This window comes from Variovorax sp. GW821-FHT10C12, assembly GCF_059415405.1.
The window spans coordinates 188891-206635 of sequence record NZ_JBWKNE010000009.1; the positions used below are offsets into that span (position 1 = coordinate 188891).

General features: G+C 68.8%; 8 protein-coding genes. 3 read left to right on the top strand and 5 right to left on the bottom strand.

Features of this window, described 5'->3' with window-relative positions:
* Window positions 1-61 precede the first annotated feature (61 nt).
* The 4 genes from AC07OH_RS28190 to AC07OH_RS28205 are packed head-to-tail and all read right to left on the bottom strand — an operon-like array spanning window position 62 to window position 5856.
* A complete protein-coding gene (locus AC07OH_RS28190) occupies window positions 62-2512 on the bottom strand; it encodes a penicillin acylase family protein (RefSeq protein ID WP_495302906.1) in 2451 nt (816 codons plus the stop codon).
* Between the two features lie 52 nt (window positions 2513-2564).
* The gene (locus AC07OH_RS28195; protein WP_495302907.1) at window positions 2565-2822 is read right to left on the bottom strand and encodes a hypothetical protein; all 258 of its coding nucleotides are present in this window, start codon (window positions 2820-2822) and stop codon (window positions 2565-2567) included.
* Between the two features lie 3 nt (window positions 2823-2825).
* The gene (locus AC07OH_RS28200) at window positions 2826-4127 is read right to left on the bottom strand and encodes a lysine N(6)-hydroxylase/L-ornithine N(5)-oxygenase family protein (protein ID WP_495302908.1); all 1302 of its coding nucleotides are present in this window, start codon (window positions 4125-4127) and stop codon (window positions 2826-2828) included.
* Window positions 4128-4173: 46 nt separating this feature from the next.
* On the bottom strand, window positions 4174-5856 hold the full coding sequence (locus AC07OH_RS28205; protein ID WP_495302909.1) for a cyclic peptide export ABC transporter: 1683 nt from the start codon (window positions 5854-5856) through the stop codon (window positions 4174-4176).
* 198 nt (window positions 5857-6054) lie between these two features.
* Between AC07OH_RS28205 and fhuF the strand changes: the two genes are divergently transcribed.
* The 3 genes from fhuF to AC07OH_RS28220 all read left to right on the top strand — a co-directional run bounded on the left by fhuF (window position 6055) and on the right by AC07OH_RS28220 (window position 10026).
* Window positions 6055-6819 carry a siderophore-iron reductase FhuF gene (fhuF, locus tag AC07OH_RS28210; RefSeq protein ID WP_495302910.1) on the top strand — a complete coding sequence of 255 codons (765 nt, stop codon included), beginning with the start codon at window positions 6055-6057 and terminating at the stop codon, window positions 6817-6819.
* 65 nt (window positions 6820-6884) lie between these two features.
* Window positions 6885-7715 (top strand): formyltransferase family protein, encoded by an 831-nt coding sequence (locus AC07OH_RS28215; RefSeq protein ID WP_495302911.1) that lies wholly within the window; start codon window positions 6885-6887, stop codon window positions 7713-7715.
* 172 nt (window positions 7716-7887) lie between these two features.
* Window positions 7888-10026: a TonB-dependent siderophore receptor gene (locus AC07OH_RS28220; RefSeq protein ID WP_495302912.1), complete on the top strand. Its 2139-nt coding sequence runs from the start codon at window positions 7888-7890 to the stop codon at window positions 10024-10026.
* Between the two features lie 98 nt (window positions 10027-10124).
* Here the strand turns inward: AC07OH_RS28220 and AC07OH_RS28225 are convergent.
* A partial coding sequence (locus AC07OH_RS28225) for an amino acid adenylation domain-containing protein (RefSeq protein ID WP_495302913.1) occupies window positions 10125-17745 on the bottom strand: 7621 nt, incomplete at its 5' end.

Genomic DNA, 17745 nt, shown 5'->3' on the forward strand with positions numbered 1-17745 from the left:
CAGAAGGTGCCCTTGACGCACGACCCGGCTTTCGGGTCGTGCGTTTTTTTATGCCTGGGCTTCAGGGCCGGAGCGTCTTGCGCGCCAACAAGGGGTCGCGCGCGATGTCCTCCTCGCGGAACGCAAAGCGCAGCCAGTCCTTCCGCGCGTAGCGCGCCACCGGTGCGATGCCCTTGCCGTTGCGAACCGCGGTCTCGCGCTCGCCGTGCGCGAGCAGGGTGTGCGCCTGCACGCCGCGGCGGTCGAAGTACACCACCTGCAGATAGGTGTTGCCATGGGAGCGGTCGCCCATGGTGTAGTCGCCCTCGTTGGCACAGGCGATGGCGAAATAGCCCTCGCCGTCGCAGCCGCCGGACAACGGCACCTCCCGCCCCTCGCTGCGCACGAAACGGCGCTCGCCCAAGGGCGTGTCGAGCGCCCTTCCCTTGCGCGCCATGTCCTCGACCGCCGCGGCCAGCGCGCGCGCCACGCGCGGGTCCGCCACGTGGATGCCCGACGGCGTCGTGAGCGGTGTGCTCGCCGAGAACGGCTGCGTGTAGAGCTCCTTCGCGGGAATCTCCAGCACCCGGCTCCAGAAGGCATCCCACAGCAACGCGCCGCGATCGGAAGCATCGGCCCGGTTCGACCAGTGGCGCAGCACCTGGCAGGCCGGCCGCACGTCGACGCGCGTGCGGGTCTTGGACACCGCCTCCTCGGCCGGCAGCTCCACCTGGCCCGGCGCGCAAGCGGCATCGAGCAGCGCGGGCTTGAAGCGATCGGCGGTGTACGAACGCGCTTCCAGCGTCTTGTGCATCACGCGCTGCGCGAGGCCCCGGCTGGAGGTCTCGCCCGCCGCGGCAAGCTCGCTCGCGATGCGGTGCCCTTCCCGCCCGCGCATCGAAAGCGCCCGCCCCTCGGCACCGAGCACCGCGGCGAAGCCGGTCAGCGGCTGCGCCGGGTTCGTGAGCCAGAAGCTGTCGTTCATGTTCGCGACGTAGTCCTCTCGCAGCAGGCTGGGCATGCGGTCGGCCGCCAGCGTGCCGGACTGCACCGCGCCCTTTGCGCTCTGCCACTCGCAGGCGGAGCGGCTGCCGTCGAGCATGGGCGTGGCCGGGTCGAGCGCGGCAAAGGCCTTCGACAGCGGCGTGGTGCACGTGGCGCGCAGATCGTCGGGCACGCCCGGCACCGCACCGATGTCGGCATACCAGGCACGGCCGTCGCCGCGCCCGATGGCCGCGGTGTTGACCCAGGGCATCGCGAGCTCCTCGCGCTGGATGCGGATGAACTCGTCGAGCGAGCGCGCCTGGTCCCAGCGGAAGAAGTTGCGGAAGATGCGCGGGTTGTCGGCATTGATGTCGCGGATCGCAACGGCCTTGCGGGCGCTCCAGCCCAGCGCCGCATGGCGCGCGCCGAGATCGACCACCGGGCCGAAGCGCGTGCGGTAGAGCGTGCGATGCACCAGGTCCACCGTGCCGTCGGCGCGGCGCACCGCCACCGCGAGCGGCTGGGCGCGCATGGGCTCGGAGCGGCCGTCGACGAGGTAGCGCGTGGGGTCGGCGGGGTCCAGCGTCAGGTCGAACATGCCGAAGCGCCGTGCGGCCGACACCGTGTGGCTCCAGGCCACGTCGTTGTTGAAGCCGATCATGATGACCGGAATGCCAAGAAAGGACACGCCCGCCACGTCCATCTTCCCGGGCAGCGTGAGATGCGCCTGGTAGAAGCGGTCGGGCCCACCCCAGTACCAGTGCGGATTGCCGAACAGCACGCTGCCGCCGCGCTCGCCGGTGGCCGCCTGGCCGAAGGCCAGTACGTTGCTGCCGATGCCGTGCGCATCGCCCACGGGCATCTCGAGCCGCGTGGACAGCGAGAACTTGTCGGCCGGCGCGGGCGGCAGGGCCGCGGCAGGTTTCGCGTTCGCGATCTCGGCGACAAAATGCGTGTAGCCGCCGGCCAACCCTGCGGCGAGCATGCGGCGGTAGATGTCTTCGGGGCCGATGGTGCGCACCCAGGGCGCCTCCGCGCAGGCGAGCGCCGCGTCGCCGTCGCGTTGCGGCGCCGCCTGCAGTGCGCGCACGTGGCGGTTGTAGCCCTCGGCGAAACCGGCGATGAGTTCGTTGAGTTCGGCCGGCTGCTCGCGCTTCAGCGCCTCGACCGCATCCGCGCCCGCGAAGGCCTGGAAGAAGAAGTCCAGGTCGAGGTTGGCCGGTGTGCCGAAGGTGGAGCGTGTCTGCGGTTTCGCCTCGGCGCCGAAGTACAGCGAGCGCTGACCGCTGAAGGTGACGAAGGCATCGGCCAGCGTGCACAGCGCGTCTTCGGCCTGCGCCTGGCCGTAGCCGACGCCCAGCCCGCGCCAGCTGGTGGCGCGGATGTGGGGAATGCCGTCTGTGGTGCGGCGGATCTCGATGGCGGCGGCAGGCGATGGCGCATCGCGCCGGGCCCAGGCGGGCGCGGCGCCCAGCACGGCGCCTGCCAGGGCGATGGCGGCCATGCGGCGGCCCCACCGGGGAATGCGGGAGGTGGTCGGGATGTTCACGGGTGTCTGTGTTTCTCGGGTCGGGAACTGTGGCCGCGCGGTCGGCTGCGGCCTATTGCAGATCGGGGCTGCGGCGCTGCGCCTCGTCGAGCACGGGCTTCACCAGCACGGCGCCCGCCAGCGCCCACAGCGTGAGCGCCTCGTCGAATGCGCGCACGTGCCGCGGGTCTTCGCCGAGCCAGTGCACGAGCTGGTCGGCGTGGTCGCGCGAGGGCGCGTCGTGCAGCCGGCAGAAAAGGGCCCACGCGGTGTCGACGGCCGTCTGCGCGGACACCGGCGTGCTGCGGGCCATCGCGGTGCGCCCGGGCATCGGCTAGATCTGGACGGCCTGCGACGCGTCGCGCGCTGCGCTGCGCGCCCGCGACTGCGCCGCCAGCAATGCGTTGCCGATCTCGCCGGTGCGCACCGAGGTCACCGACAGCAGCGTGTCGCTCAGGCCGTGGCTGTCTTCGCAGGCGCCCTGCAGGTAGATGCCCGGATGGAAGTCGGGCGTGGCCTTCAGGCGGTAGTAGCGGTCGACGTCGTAGGGGCCGATGTACGGCGCGAGCGGCGCCAGCAGGTCCTTGTGCTGGTCGCGCGCATAGCCGGTGGCGAGCACCACGGCGTCGTAGCGCACGGTGCTCTCGCGCTGCACGTCGCGGTCGACCAGCGTGAGGTGGATGCCGTCGCTCGCGGCACGCACCGCGCGCACGTCGTGCTGGCGCAGCATGCGCAGGCGGCTGCCGCGCGCCACCTTCTGGTCGTAGAAGACCTTGTAGATCTGCTGGATCAGGTCGAGGTCGGCCACCGCGTAGTTGGTCTGTGCGAACTCGTCGAGCAGCGCGGCGCGCACCTCGGTTCCCTGGCTGTACATGTAGTCGGTGAAGTCGGCGTTGAAGACTTCATTGACGAAGGGGCTGTCGTCCGAAGGCCGGATCGACCGTGCACGCATGATGAAGTCGACCTGCGGCGCACCGGGGCGCCCCTGCAGGTCCATGAAGATCTCCGCCGCGCTCTGGCCCGCACCGACAATGGCCACGCGGCGCGCCTGCGGGTGCTGCGCCATGTCCTTCAGGTAGCTGCTCGAATGGAACACGCGCGGATCGTCGCGCAACCCGCGAAAGCCTTCGGGAATGTGGGGCACGCCGCCGATGCTCACCACCAGGTTGCGCGCGAGCCGCTCCTGCACGCGGCCGTCGGCGGTGCGCGAGCGCACGCGCAAAAGATGCACCTCGCCGCCCTGCGTCTCGGGCTGCACGTCGAACACCTCCTCGCCGTAGCGGCAGGCATCCTCGAACTGGCCCGCGGCCCAGCCCAGGTAGTCGTTGAACTCGTGGCGGCTCGGAAAGAAGCTCTTGAGGTTGATGAAGTCCGTCAGCCGTCCCTGCTCGTGCAGGTAGTTCACGAAGGTGAAGCGGCTGGTCGGATTGCGCAGCGTCGCCAGGTCTTTCAGGAACGAGATCTGCATGTGGGCCTGGTCCAGCAGCATGTGCGGGTGCCAGGCGAAGCGGGGCTGGCGTTCGATGAACAGGGCGTCCAACGGCTTCCCGCCATGGCGCTTCTCGTCCAGCGCGATGGCCAGCGCGACGTTCGACGGGCCGAACCCGACGCCGATCAGGTCATGGATGTGCTGCATGGGATGTCAACTCCTGTGGGCTCTGTGTGGGGGATACGGCCTGTCGTCACGCGGCGAGACTTTGCGGTGCGCGGGCGCGGTCTTCCGCCACGCGCCCGGCCTTCATCGTGATGACGCGGTCGGCCAGGTGGAAGTAGCGGTCGTCGTGCGAGATCACCACCAGCAGGTGGCCGCGCGCGCGCAGCTCGGGCAGCAGCTCGGTGTAGAAAAGGTGGCGGAAGGTCGGGTCCTGGTCGGCCGCCCATTCGTCGAACACCAGCACCGGCCGACCCTCGAGGTAGGCATGCACCAGCGCCAGGCGCTTGCGCTGGCCGGTCGAGAGGTCGACGGTGCTGAAGGAGCCGTCCTTGATGCTCACCTTGTGGGCGATCTCCAGGCGTTGCAGGTAGGGCAGCGCGGCCTGCGGCAGTGCATGCGCGCCCTCATCGCCTTTCTCGTTGGCGACCAGGTTTTCGAACAGATAGAAATCGGAGAACACGGTGGTGAACAGCTGCCGATAGTCGTCGCGGGCCTCGGGCGTGACAACCGCGCCATCCATCAGCACCTCGCCCTGCTGCGGCGCATAAAGACCCAGCAGCAGCTTGATCAGCGTCGTCTTGCCGGACCCGTTGTCGCCCACCACGAACACCATCTCGCCGCGGCGAAGCTGCAGGTCGATCGGTCCGAGCACGAAGGGCTCGCCGCCATCGGGCGCATCGAAGGCATAGCGCACGCCCCGCATGCCGATGTCGCGGGTCATCGTGGGACCGCCGCCGGGCCGCTCCAGGTGCAGATGGGGCTCGGGCGTGGCAAAGCGCGCCGACAGGTCGGCAATGCGCTGGAACGCGACCTTGGCGCGCCCGACGCTGGGCAGCGCGCCGGCGATCTGGTCGATCGGCCCCTTCAGGAACAGCATCACCAGCACAAAGCCGCTGAGCACCACGGGCTCGGTGCTGCGAAACGCGGCCCATCCCAGGATCAGCGCGATCAACAGGAAGAACAGGGCCGAGCCGAAGGCGGTGGCAATCACATAGGTATTGATCGCACGGCTGTTGACCACCCGGATCTTGTCGACGATGTGGCCGATCTGCCCGCTGAACATGCGGGTCCGGCGCTCGCGATGCATGCGCAGTTCCTTGGCGCCTTCGCTGATCGCGCGGTAGGTCTTGTGCAGCTGGTCTTCGTGCTCGCGGGCTTTCCAGAAGCCCGCTTCGGCGCGGGTCTGCGCCAAGGTCTGGACACCCGCTCCCACGACCAGTGCAATGGCCAGCAACCCGAAGAGCGGCAGCGACAACCAGGCCAGGTACGCAAGGCAGCCCAGCGCGACGGCCAGTGCGATCAGCGTGGACGACAGCACGAAAGCAACATCACTGATCATGTCCACGTCCTGCGACAGCACGGGCATGAGGCGGTGCGTGCGGTAGCGCTCCAGCGCGTCGATGGGCGCCGAAAGAATCTTCTGGGCCAGGCTCTTGCGCACCTGGGCCACCAGGCGCTGGCCGACGAAATTGGTCGACACGTCGGAAGCCATGCGGCCGAACAGTGCGACCAGGCACAGCGCGATGAACGTCAGCAGCAGGCCGCCGGCCATGCCGCCGGGCTGGTTCAGCACCATGTTGATGGTGCGCAGCAGGAACACCGTGGCCGCACCCGCGCTGATGCCCGTCACCAGCGACAGCAGGATCCATGGAAGAAAAGGTTGGAGCAGGCGCGCGACCTCCGCGCGATTGCCATGGCCATTCGATGTCATGCAAGAAGTCTTTCCGCCCGCCGGGGCGATTGCGGCAGCGCAACGCCGCCCTTTGCATAGACGGTCCGGCGCGCCCGATGTTCATCGGACGCTTGCGCGGGCCGCGCCGCGCGACGCCGCATGAACATTAGGGGCGCTGCCGCGTCTTCTGGGCATGCACCCTCGGCCGCGCCTCGCCACCCCTTGTGCAGCCGCCGCATGATTGCGCTGCTGGCTCCGATCTTCCAGGGTGAACTGGCACCGCTCGGCGAGGGCCTGCACCTTTCGCAGCGCGTTCCCGCCGATGCCTTGCGGGTGTGGGACCTGCTGCCGCCCGGCAGCCCACTCCTTGCCGAAGCCCTTCGAAAATACGCGCGGTCCAAGGGCAGCACCGGCGTTGATCTGCGGCCCATCGCGTCGGCCTGGAGCCTTGAATACCTCGCGATGCTCCTGCCACCCGTGGTCGCCGCCGCCACGCTGCTGCAGCACGTCTTTCCGGTCGCGGCGGCGCAGACCTGGGTGTGCCTGGACGACCACGGCGCGCCTGTCGGCTTCCATGTGCGGACCCTGGGCACATCGCGGCAAGGTGCCAGCACGGCACAGCGCTACGAACGCTTGCTGTGGCAGCACCTGGCCCCGCTCCTGGATGCGCTCTCGGAATCGGCAGGCCTGGCCCCGAAGATTCTCTGGGGCAACGTGGCGCGCCACTTCGACCACCTGCTCGGCAAGGGCGTGGAATTGAGCGGCGGCGCGCCCTGTGTCGCACAGGACCGCGCCTGGCTGCTCCACAGCGCCACATGGCCGGCACCACGGGGCGCCAACCCGCTCTACGGGCGCCAGCGCGAGGTCGTCCAGCTTCAGGACAACCGCGCGGTCCCGATCAAGCTGCACCGGCAATGCTGCCTCTACCACCTGCTGCCCGGTGAAGGCTATTGCGGTGCTTGTCCGCTGGCGCCCCGGCATCGCCCGCAGCCGATCCGGTGAACAGATCGCGAGGTATTTCGTCTTCCTCGGGAGAACCTCCCACGTCAATCCATCTATCCCGATCCATGTCCAACAAGGCCAAACTCGTCTACGTCCTCTCTCTGCGAAACGCCGCCGCCGACAAGGCGGGCCAGCCCGTCGACTACAAGGGGCAGCCCCGCTACATGAAGTCGCCGCTCGAATACCTGGCGCAGGCGCTGGACACCACCCCGCTCGGCGATGCCTATTCGCTCGAGGGCATCGTCTGCGACGACGACGAACACTCGCCCAGGGACCAGGCCGCACTGGCCGACTACGGCTTCTCCTGCAGTCCCGACAAGCCATGGATCTTCCCGAAAGACCAGCGCGCTCAGGGCCGGCTGCTGCGGGACATGCTGCACGCCGTGCCCTCGTCGTACCGCCGCTTGCCGCTGAACGATCCCGGGCGCGTTGCGGGAAAGAGCGCCTTCGAGCACCAGTTGCTCGACAAGCTGTTGACGCTCCAGGCCGACGTGGTCGTGCTCGACGGCCTGCTGGTCATCCTCGATGAACTGGTGCGCCCCGGCAGCCGCTTCCACCGGAAGATCGTCAACATCCACCCCGGCATCACACGCCTCGAATCGCCTTTCCAGCGGCGCGGCGCCTACGCAACGCTCGACGCCCTGCACGGCGCACGCGGCGAGAAGGTGGTCGACTGGCATGCGATGACCACCGTGGCGACGAAGCCGGTCGTCAAGACCGGGGCGTCGCTGCACTACGTGGACAACGGCATCGATTCGGGCGAAGTCATCTTCGACGTGCTGGACACCGACATCGCGCCGGACGACTCGATCCTCGAGCTGCGCTGGAACAACTTCAACCGCAGCCTCTTTCCCGCCATGCACCAAGGCCTGAGCCTGCTGGCGCCCCACCTCTGAGAAGGTGTGAACGAACCCGCCATGTCCGCGCGTCCCGCCCGTACACGCCCCTTCCGAGTTCACGGCTTCCGTTGCCGGCTCGCAACAAAATGCTTCATTTTTAAAGCTAATGGGAACCATTCTCATTAACATGAGCGCGGTTCAAAGATCACCCTTCGGGAGACATTCCTTCATGCGTCCTCTTTCCTTGCCGCGGCCACGCCTGCTCAACACATCGCTCGCGACCGCCTTCGGCACCGCCGCCGCCTTCTGGAGCCTCGCGGCACCGGCGCAGACCGTCCCTGCGCCCGCACCGGCTGCGCCGACCCAGACACTGCCCCAGATCACTGTGAGCGGCGATCAGCCCGAAACCGCCACCGGCCCGGTGCAGGGGTATGTGGCGCGCCGCAGCGCGACTGGCACGAAGACCGATACGCCGCTGCTCGAGATCCCGCAGTCGATCTCGGTCATCGGACGCGAAGAAATGGAGGCACGCGGTGTCCAGGACATCATGGAGGCCGTGCGCTACACGCCCGGTGTCACGGTCAGCAACTGGGGCTTTGACGGCCGCGGCATCGACTGGATCCTGATGCGCGGTTTCGACGCGACGGCGGGCATCTCCAGCTACCGCGACGGTCTCGTCATGCCCGCCTATTCGGTGACCGAGCCCTACGGCATCGAGCGCGTCGAAGTGCTGCGCGGACCGGCCTCCGTGACGTTCGGCCAGGGCGATGCCGGCGGCATCATCAACCGCGTGAGCAAGATGCCCAGCCAAACGCCGGTGCGCGAACTCGAGGTGAAGTACGGCACCTTCCAGCGCAAGCAACTGGCCTTCGACCTGGGGGGCGTCGCCAGCGACACCGTGAGCTACCGCGTGGTCGGCCTGGGCATGGATTCCAACACGCAGATGCGCTACGGAGACGGCACGCCGTTCTCCACCAAGCGCACCTACCTGGCCCCGTCGCTGCGCTGGCAGCCTTCGGCCTCCACGTCGTTCACGCTGCTCGGCGAATTTCTCGACAGCAAGGCCAGCGACGACATCTTCTATGTCATGGACAACGCAGGCCGCAACACCGGCATCGTGCGTGGCGACCCCGATTTCAGCCGCATCCGCAACCGCCAGGAAACCCTGGGCTACCAGTTCGAACACCATGTGAACGACAACTGGACGGTGCGGCACAACCTGCGCTACGCCAACACCCGCATCGAAAAGCACATCCTGCGCGACAACCTGCTGCCCGACAACCACACGCTCACTCGCAGCGCGCGCTCCTTCCCGGAGTGGTTCAGCCAGTGGACCTCGGATGCGCAGTTGCAGGGCCGCGTGCGTACGGGCAACGTCGCGCACACCCTGCTGTTCGGCGTCGACACGACCCGCACCCGCTACACGTTCAAGGAGTTCTCGGGGCCGGCGCCCAGCCTCGACTTGCGCAATCCCGTCAACCTCGTTCCGATACAGGAACCCTTCACGCCCCTGCGCAACTACACCCAGGTCACGCAACAGCTCGGCTTCTACGCACAAGACCAGATCAAGTTCGACGATCGCTGGGTGCTCACGCTCAGCGGCCGCCAGGATCGCGTGAAATCCGAGACCAACGACCGCATCAGCGCATCTCGCAAGGAGCAGACCGACAAGCAATTCAGCGGCCGTGCAGGCCTGAGCTACCTGATCGGCAATGGCTGGGCGCCGTATGTCAGCTACGCCACGTCGTTCATGCCGACCAGCGGCGTCGACCCGCGCGGCAATCCCCTGGTGCCGACCCGCGGCAAGCAAGTCGAGGCCGGCATCAAGTACCAGCCCGAAGGATCGCGCACGTCGTTCACCGCCGCCGTTTTCGACTTGCGCAAGTCGAACGTGGTCACCTACGACCAGGACACGTTCGAGGCGCGCCAGATCGGCCGTGTCCGCTCGCGCGGCCTCGAACTGGAAGCCAAGGCCGAACTGGCCCGCAACCTGAACCTCACCGCCTCCTACACCGTGCTCAACATGAAGGTGCTGGAAAGCGCCAACAAGAGCGAGCTCGGAAAGATGCCGATCCAGGTGCCCAAGCAGACGGCGTCCCTGTGGCTCGACTACACCATGAACAACGGCATCGGCTTCGGCGGCGGCGTGCGTTACATCGGCCGGCGCTGGAACGAGGTGGCCAACACCTCGGCCGAAGGCGGCGTCGCGCTGCTGGACGCCACGGTGCATTACACGACCGGCCCATGGCGCCTTTCGCTGTCGGCGACCAACCTGGCCAATCGCAAGTACACCGCCTCGCGCGCCTACAACAACTTCTATCCGGGCAACGAACGCACGGTGGTCGCCTCCGCCAAATACCAGTTCTGATTCCAGCGCCGACGTAGAAAGCAAGACCCAGGCAAAGCGCCCGTTGCCCTCTCGGCAACGGGCGCTTTTTCCTTGGCGGCGCCCTGCGCGGGCGGGGGTCAGGCGTGGAGCGCCGCGACCAGTTCCTGCATCACGGGGTGCTCGAACACATCGGCAAGCCGCATCTCGCGCACCGGCCTCCCCTCGCGACCCGCCTGCGCGTTCCACTGCAGGACAAGACGGGCCGCCAGCAGGGAGTCGCCGCCCAGTTCGAAGAAATTCCCGTCGTGCGGTATCGATGCGAGAAGGCCGGGCTCGCCGGAATCCGCGAGAACGCCTTGCCAGAGTTCGCCCATCAGCGCCAGGGGCGCACCCGCTCGTGCATCCCCGCGCACCGCCGCCCTCGCGACGACCGGCGCAGGGGACTTCAAGAGTCCGATGCCGGCCGTGGGTATTGCATCGAGCAGCGATGCCACCGTGCCTTGCGTCCTTTCGCGCAACGCATCCAGCACAACGCACATCCGTTGCGCCAATGCCGCCATGCCGTCGGCGTCGAATACATCGCGTGCGTACTCCAGCGTCAGCAACAGTTCGTCGCCCTTGGTCTCGACGATCAGCAGCAGCGGCACGCCAAGAATCCCGCGGTCCGACGAGGCGCGAATGCCCAGCCTGGCGCCCGCTCCGCTCGCCACCGTTTCGTCGACCGGGTAGTTCTCGAAGATCACCAGCGTGTCGTACAGCGGCTGCCCGGGCCGGTCGAGCCACCCCTGGATGGCCGGCAGCGACGCATGCTCGCGCTGGCGCAGCTCGAGGTTGGCCGACACGATCTGCCTCAGCCACGCGCCCACGCCCAGCGTGGGCTCGGGGCGCAGCATCAGGGGCAAGCTGTTCATGCACAGGCCCACCACGTCGTCGATGCCGCGCATCTCCAGCGAACGGCCGGACATGGTCACACCGAAACAGGCTTCCGTGCGGCCCGTGCATTGCATCAGCAGCACGCTCCACGCGGCCTGCATCAGCGTGTTCATCGTCACCTGCTCGGCCTGCGCCATCGCACGCAACGCGCGCGCCGTCCCCGCGCCGATCCTGGCCTTGGTGCTGTGGCATCCGTGGCGCGACCAGCGCTGCATCGGCACATCGGACAGCAGCGTCGGCGCACGGCCGATGTCCTCGTAGCGGCCACGCCAGTAAGCGGCCTCGGCGGGGCCTGCATGGCGGGCGGCGCGCACGGCGCCGACGAAGTCCGCATAGGACTGCAAGGCCGACGCCACGCGCTCGCCCGCGTAGAACGCAAACAGTTCGCCCGTCACGCGGGAGCCGCTCCAGCCGTCGAACAGGACGTGATGCCAAGTCCACGCCAGACGGTAGGCCCGTTCGTCCACCCGCACCACAGTCCAGCGCGCCAGCGGCGGGCGCGCCATGTCGAAGCCGCGCACGCGCTCCTGCTCGCACAGGGCCTCCCACGCAAGCTCCAGGCTGGCCTCGTCGGCGTGGAGGCCACGCCAGTCGAGCGACGCGATGGCCGCTTCCGCCTGACGAAGCACCACCTGGACCGGCTCGTCATCGGGCAGCCAATGGAAGCCGGTGCGCAGCACCGCATGCCGGGCCACCGTGGCCTGCCAGGCCGCGTGCAGCTTCGCCAGATCGAGGTCCTGCATCTGCACCAGCGTCTGGACGACATCGACCTCGGTGGCCGGTGCGATCGTGCATTCGACCAGCATGCCTTGCTGGCCCGGCGTGAGCGGGTAGATGTTCTCGATCTCCGATGCGGCCACGGGCAGGCGCGACAGCAGTGCGTCCAGCGCCGGCATCGGCATCGCCGCCACCAGCGGAAAGTCGCTGGGCGTCACGCCCTGGGCCTGCGCAAGGCCGCTGGTGCAGTGCGCGACGAGCGCCAACAGCTCCTGCCTGAAGCCCTCGACCCACTGCCGGACGCTGGCGGCGTCGTGGCGCGCCTTGCTGTACATCACGCGCAAGGCCAGTTCGCCCGCATACACCTGGCCGTTGACCAGGAACTCGTGCCCGAGCGGCGCGCCCTCGTTCACCGTCACCCCCATGCCCTCGGCGGCGGGCGCCCACGGGGCCTGTTCGTCGAACTCGCCGTCGAACTGCCCCAGGTAGTTGAAGACCACCTGCGCCTTGGGCAGCGCCGCCATGCGCGACGCATCGCGCTGGCGCAGCAGGCCGAAGCCCAGTCCCTTGCCGGGAATGCCACGCAGGCTTTCCTTCACCCGCTTGAGCGCCTCGCCCCGTTCACCCAGCGGCGCCAGCGCCACCGGATACGCGCTCGTGAACCAGCCCACCGTGCGGGTCAGGTCGATGCCGTCGAACAGGTCTTCGCGTCCGTGGCCTTCGAGATCGATGAGGATGCGCGGCTGGCCGCTCCACGCGCACAGCGCACGGCCCAGCGCCGTCAGCAGAATGTCGTTGACCTGGGTGCGGTAGGCCGCCGGCGCGTCCCTCAGCAAGGCGTCGGTCGCGGCGCGGTCCAGCCGCAGTTCGACCACGGCCTGCTCGGCCACGGTGGCTGCGCCGTGCGGCCGGTCGCACGGCAGTTCGGCCGGCACGCCGGCCATCGATTGCCAATGCGCCAGTTCGGTTTCGCTGGACAGCAGTTGCGCGGCATGGCCTTGCAACGCCAGTGCCCAGTCCTTGTAGCTGCTGGTCTTCTCGGGCAGCGCGATGCCCGCGCCCTGCGCGCCGGCTTCGTATGCGGTGCCGAGGTCTTCGAGCAGGATGCGCCACGACACGCCGTCGATCGCCAGGTGGTTGATGGCCAGCAGCAGCCGCTGGCTGCCGTCCTCGACCTCGATCGCCAGCGCGCGCAACAGCACGCCGCGCTCGATGTCCAGGCTGCGCTGGGCCTCATCGCACAGCGCCTCGATCTGCGCGCCGTTTCCGGCCTTGCGCACCCATAGCAACTCCTGCAACTGATGGGCTGAAACTTCTTCGTAGCGCTGGGTCCATTCACCGCCGGCACCCGGCGCGAAGCGCAGCCGGAAGGCATCGTGGTGCGCGACCACGGCTTCCAGCGCGCGGCGCAGCACCGCCAGGTCGATCCTGCGGCGAGGCTGCAGCAGGATCGCCTGGTTCCAGTGGCTGGGCACCGGCAGGCCCTTGCCCAGGAAGTCGGCCTGGATCGGCAGCAGCGGCACATCGCCCTCGAGCTGACGGCCCAGGCGTCGCGGTGCCTCCTGCAGCGTTTGCGCCACCGCCGCAAGTTGCGCCACGGTCTGCCGCTCGAACAGTTGCCGGGGCGTGATGCGCCAGCCCGCCTTGCGCATGCGCGCCACGATCTGCAGGCTGAGGATGGAATCGCCGCCGAGCTCGAAGAAGTTGTCGTGGCGCCCCACGCGCGCCACGCCCAGCACGTCGACCCAGCAGCGCGCCAACGCCGCTTCGACCTCTCCTTGCGGGGCCTCGAAGACGCCGTCCGCGCCCGCGAGTTCAGGCTCGGGGAGCGCCTTGCGGTCGATCTTGCCGTTGGCGTTCAGCGGCAGTTTCTCCATCACCACGAGGGCGGCGGGCACCATGTAGTCGGGCAGCACGCGGCCCAGCGCCGCCCGCAGCTGCGCAACGTCGATGGCTTCGCCGCTGCCGACGTAGGCCACGAGACGCGTGGCGCCCTGCCCCTCGCGCGCCACGACCACGGTCTCGCGCACGCCGGGCTGGGCCAGCAGTTGCGCCTCGACCTCGCCCAGCTCGATCCGCAGGCCCCGGATCTTCACCTGGTGATCGATGCGGCCGAGGTACTCGATCTGCCCTTGCGCGCTCCAGCGCACCAGGTCGCCGGTGCGATAGAGGCGCCCGCCCTGCGGGTCGAACGGATCGGCGACGAAGCGCTCGGCCGTCAGGCCCGCGCGGTTCAGGTAGCCCCGCGCCAGGCTGATACCGCCCAGGTAGAGCTCGCCGGCCACGCCTTGCGGCACCAGGTTCAGCCCGGCGTCCAGCACGTAGGTCTGCGTCTGCCAGATCGGCCGGCCGATCGGCACCTGGTTCTGTCCGTCGTTGCGGCAGGCCCAGTGCGTGACGTGGATCGTCGTCTCGGTCGGACCGTACAGGTTCTGCAGGCCCGCCCCGTGCAAACGCTCCATCGCCTCTTTCTGCGTGGCCGCGGGCATGGCCTCACCACCGCAGATGATGTGGCGCAGGCGCGTGCTGGCCTCGATGCCGTCGTACGCCAGAAAGGCCTGCAGCATCGACGGCACGAAATTCAGCGTCGTGATCTGATGGCGCTGGATCAGCTCCACCAGCCGCGCCGGGTCGCGATGATCGTCCGGCCGGGCCACCACCAGCCGCACGCCCGCCGTCAGCGGCCAGAACATCTCCCACACCGACACATCGAAGCCGAACGGCGCCTTGTGCAACACCGCGTCGGCCTGCGTGAGGTGGTACGTGTCCTGCATCCAGCGCATGCAGCTGAAGAGCGCACCGTGGCGCACCGCTGCGCCCTTGGGCTTGCCGGTCGAGCCCGAGGTGTAGATCACGTAGGCCAGGTTCTCGCCATGCAACGGCACGCGCGGGTCGTGGCCGGGCTCGCCGCCGACATCGAGCGTATCGATCTCCAGCACCGTCAACGCCTCGCTGCCAGGCACGCGCGCACGGATGCGGCCTTGCGTCAGCAGCAGGGCCACGCCGCTGTCCTCGAGCATGTAGGCCAGCCTCTGCTCGGGGTACTCCGGGTCCAGCGGCACATAGGCGGCGCCCGCTTTCAGGATCGCGAGCAGCCCGACCATCATCTCGACCGAGCGCTCCACCGCGATGCCGACCCGGGTCTCGGGCCGCACGCCCAGCGCGATCAGCCGGTGCGACAACCTGTTGGCCCGCTCATTCAGTTCGCCGTAGCCCAGCGCCTGCTCTGCGAAGAGCAATGCCACCGCATCGGGACGGGTTCGCGCCTGATGCTCGAAGGCACCAATGACGGTCTGCGCCTCGCCGTTCGCGAAGGACGCCTCCACCGCCCCGGTCGGGTTCACACCCCACTGTCGCAACAGCGCTTTCTCGTCGCCGGTCATCACGTCGAGCTCGGCGATGCGCTGCGACGGATGCACGGCCAGCGCCATCACCAGCGCGCGCACGGCCTCCTGCATGAAACCGCAGACACGGCGCGCACCGACCGCTGCCGTCACTTGCGCGCCGATCTCGAATCCCGTGCCCATGTCGTCCACCGACATGGCGAGCGGATAGTTGCTGCGTTCGCGGCTTCCGATCACTTCGACGCCGGCCCACTCGTCGGACGTGTCGTGGGTGCGCGGCGCGGCGTGGCGGCAGTTCAGGAGCGACGTGAACAGCGGCGCGCCACCGGGCATTGCGCTGCAGCGCTGCGCCAGCGAGAGGCTGGCGTGCTCGTGATGCAGCAAGCCGCTGAGCATGGCATGGGCCTGCTGCAGGCCTTCTTCGACGGTCTGCGTCCCCAATGTCAGACGCACCGGCAACGTATTGATGAACAGGCCCAGCGCCGACTCGCCCCCTTGCATGCGGCCGAACAGCACGGTGCCGAAAACGACGTCGTCCCTTGCGCTGGCGCGGGCCACCACCAGTCCCCACGCCAGGTGGAACAGCGTGGCGGCACTCACACCATGTCGCTGCACCTGCTCCCTCACCCTGGCCGCGAGCGCCGGATCCAACGGCATCCGTACGCTTTCCGCCGTCGAACCGTCGCCCTGCACATCGAGCAGGCCGAACGGCGCCGTGGTTTCCGCCACATCGCCGAGCAGCTTCCCGAAGAACGCCTCGTGCGCCGCCCGCCCCATGCCGCCTCTCGCCTGCGCCACGAACTGACGGAACGGCACCGGCACCGGCAACGCGTCGCGCCGGCCGTTCTGGATCAGCGCGATCTCCTTGACGACCAGCTTCAAGGTCGTGTTGTCGTCCACCAGATGATGATTGAGCAGCTGCAGCAACCAGCGCTGCTGCGCGGGGTCATGCACCGCGACGGCGTGAATCATCGGCGCCCGTCGCACGTCGATGCGATAGCGCGCGGGGTCCGCGTGGTGCGCCAGGCGCTCGGCGGCGCTCCAGGATGCCAAGGCGCCTTCCGGTGGTGCTGCGTCATCGAGCCACCGCAGATGCATCGGGGCACGCCGGAACACCACCTGCACCGGTTCGGCCAGGTCCTCCCACATCACCGCGGTTCGCAGGATGTCGTGCCTGCCGATCACCTCGTTGAAACTCTCCACGAAGCGTTCCAGCCGCTCGCGGCTGTCAAAACCCAGCAGGCTCGATGTGACATACGCATCGCCTTCGGTCTGCAGCAGATGGTGAAAGAGCATCCCTTCCTGCAAAGGCACCAGCGGATAGATGTCCTGGATGTTGGCCGCGCCGCCGGGCACCGCGGCCTCGATGCGCCGGATCTGCGCCGCATCGAGCGCCATCAGCGTCACCATCGCGGGCTCGATCGCCTCGCAGCCGTCCGGAATGCCGTTGGGCGGCACCACCACCTCGCGCCGTGCCTGCCGCTGCTCCTGTTCGACCGCCTGCGCGAAGCGCGCGAGCTGCGGCCACTGGAACAGCGTGCGCACCTGCACCGCCCAGCCGCGCGCACGGATGCGCTCGAGCAGGCCCAGCGCCATCAGCGAATGGCCGCCGAGTTCGAAGAAGTTGTCGTTGCGCCCCACGCGCGCCACGCCGAGCACTTCGGCCCAGATGGCGGCGAGCACCTGCTCGGTCTCGCCCTGCGGCGCCTCGTAGGCCGCGCTCGCGGCGAGCGCGGGTTCGGGCAGCGCCTTGCGGTCGACCTTGCCGTTGGCGTTGAGCGGCAGCGCCTCCAGCGCCAAGATGACACTGGGCACCATGTAGTCGGGCAACTGCCGGCCCAGTTGCTCGCGCAGCCGCACGGGCTCCAGCGCCTGGCCGTCCTTGGCCGACACATAGGCGGCCAGCCAGGTGCCGCTTGCGCTGTCCTTGGCGATCACCACCGCCTCGCGCACTTCGGGCTGTGCGAGCAGTTGCGCCTCGATCTCGCCCAACTCGATGCGAAAGCCCCGCACCTTCACCTGGTGGTCGATGCGGCCCAGGTACTCGAGCTGCCCCTTCTCGTTCCAGCGCGCCAGGTCGCCGGTGCGGTAGAGCCGCCCGCCGCCCTGCGTGTCGAAGGGGTCGGCGATGAAGCGCTCGGCGCTCAGGCCCGGCCGCCCGAGGTAGCCGCGCGCCAGGCCTTCGCCCGCCACGTAGAGCTCGCCCGGCACGCCGATGGGCGCCGCGTTGAGTTCGCCGTCGAGCACGCGCAGGCCCAGGTCGGGAATCGGCATGCCGATCGGGCTGCGCCCGCCGTCCAGGTCGCGCCGCGTGATCGGCCGGTAGGTCACGTGCACCGTCGTCTCGGTGATGCCGTACATGTTGATGAGCCGCGGCTGCGCGTCGCCGAAGCGGTCCATCCACGAGCGCAGCGTCTCGGGCTCGAGCGCCTCGCCGCCGAAGATCACGCAGCGCAGCGCCAGGCCTGCCTCGGCGAGTCCCGGCAGCCGCGTGAGCTGCCCGAAGGCCGAGGGCGTCTGGTTAAGCACCGTCACGCGCTCGCGCCCGAGCAGCGCAAGGAAGTCTTCCGGCGAGCGGCTGACCCAGTAGGGCACCACCACCAGCTTGCCGCCGGTGCACAGCGCGCCGAAGATTTCCCACACCGAGAAGTCGAAGGCGTAGGAGTGGAAGAGCGTCCAGATGTCGGCCGGCCCGAAGCCGAACCACGCGTCGGTGGCGGCCAGCAGCCGCGTCACGTTGCGGTGGCACAGCTGCGCGCCCTTG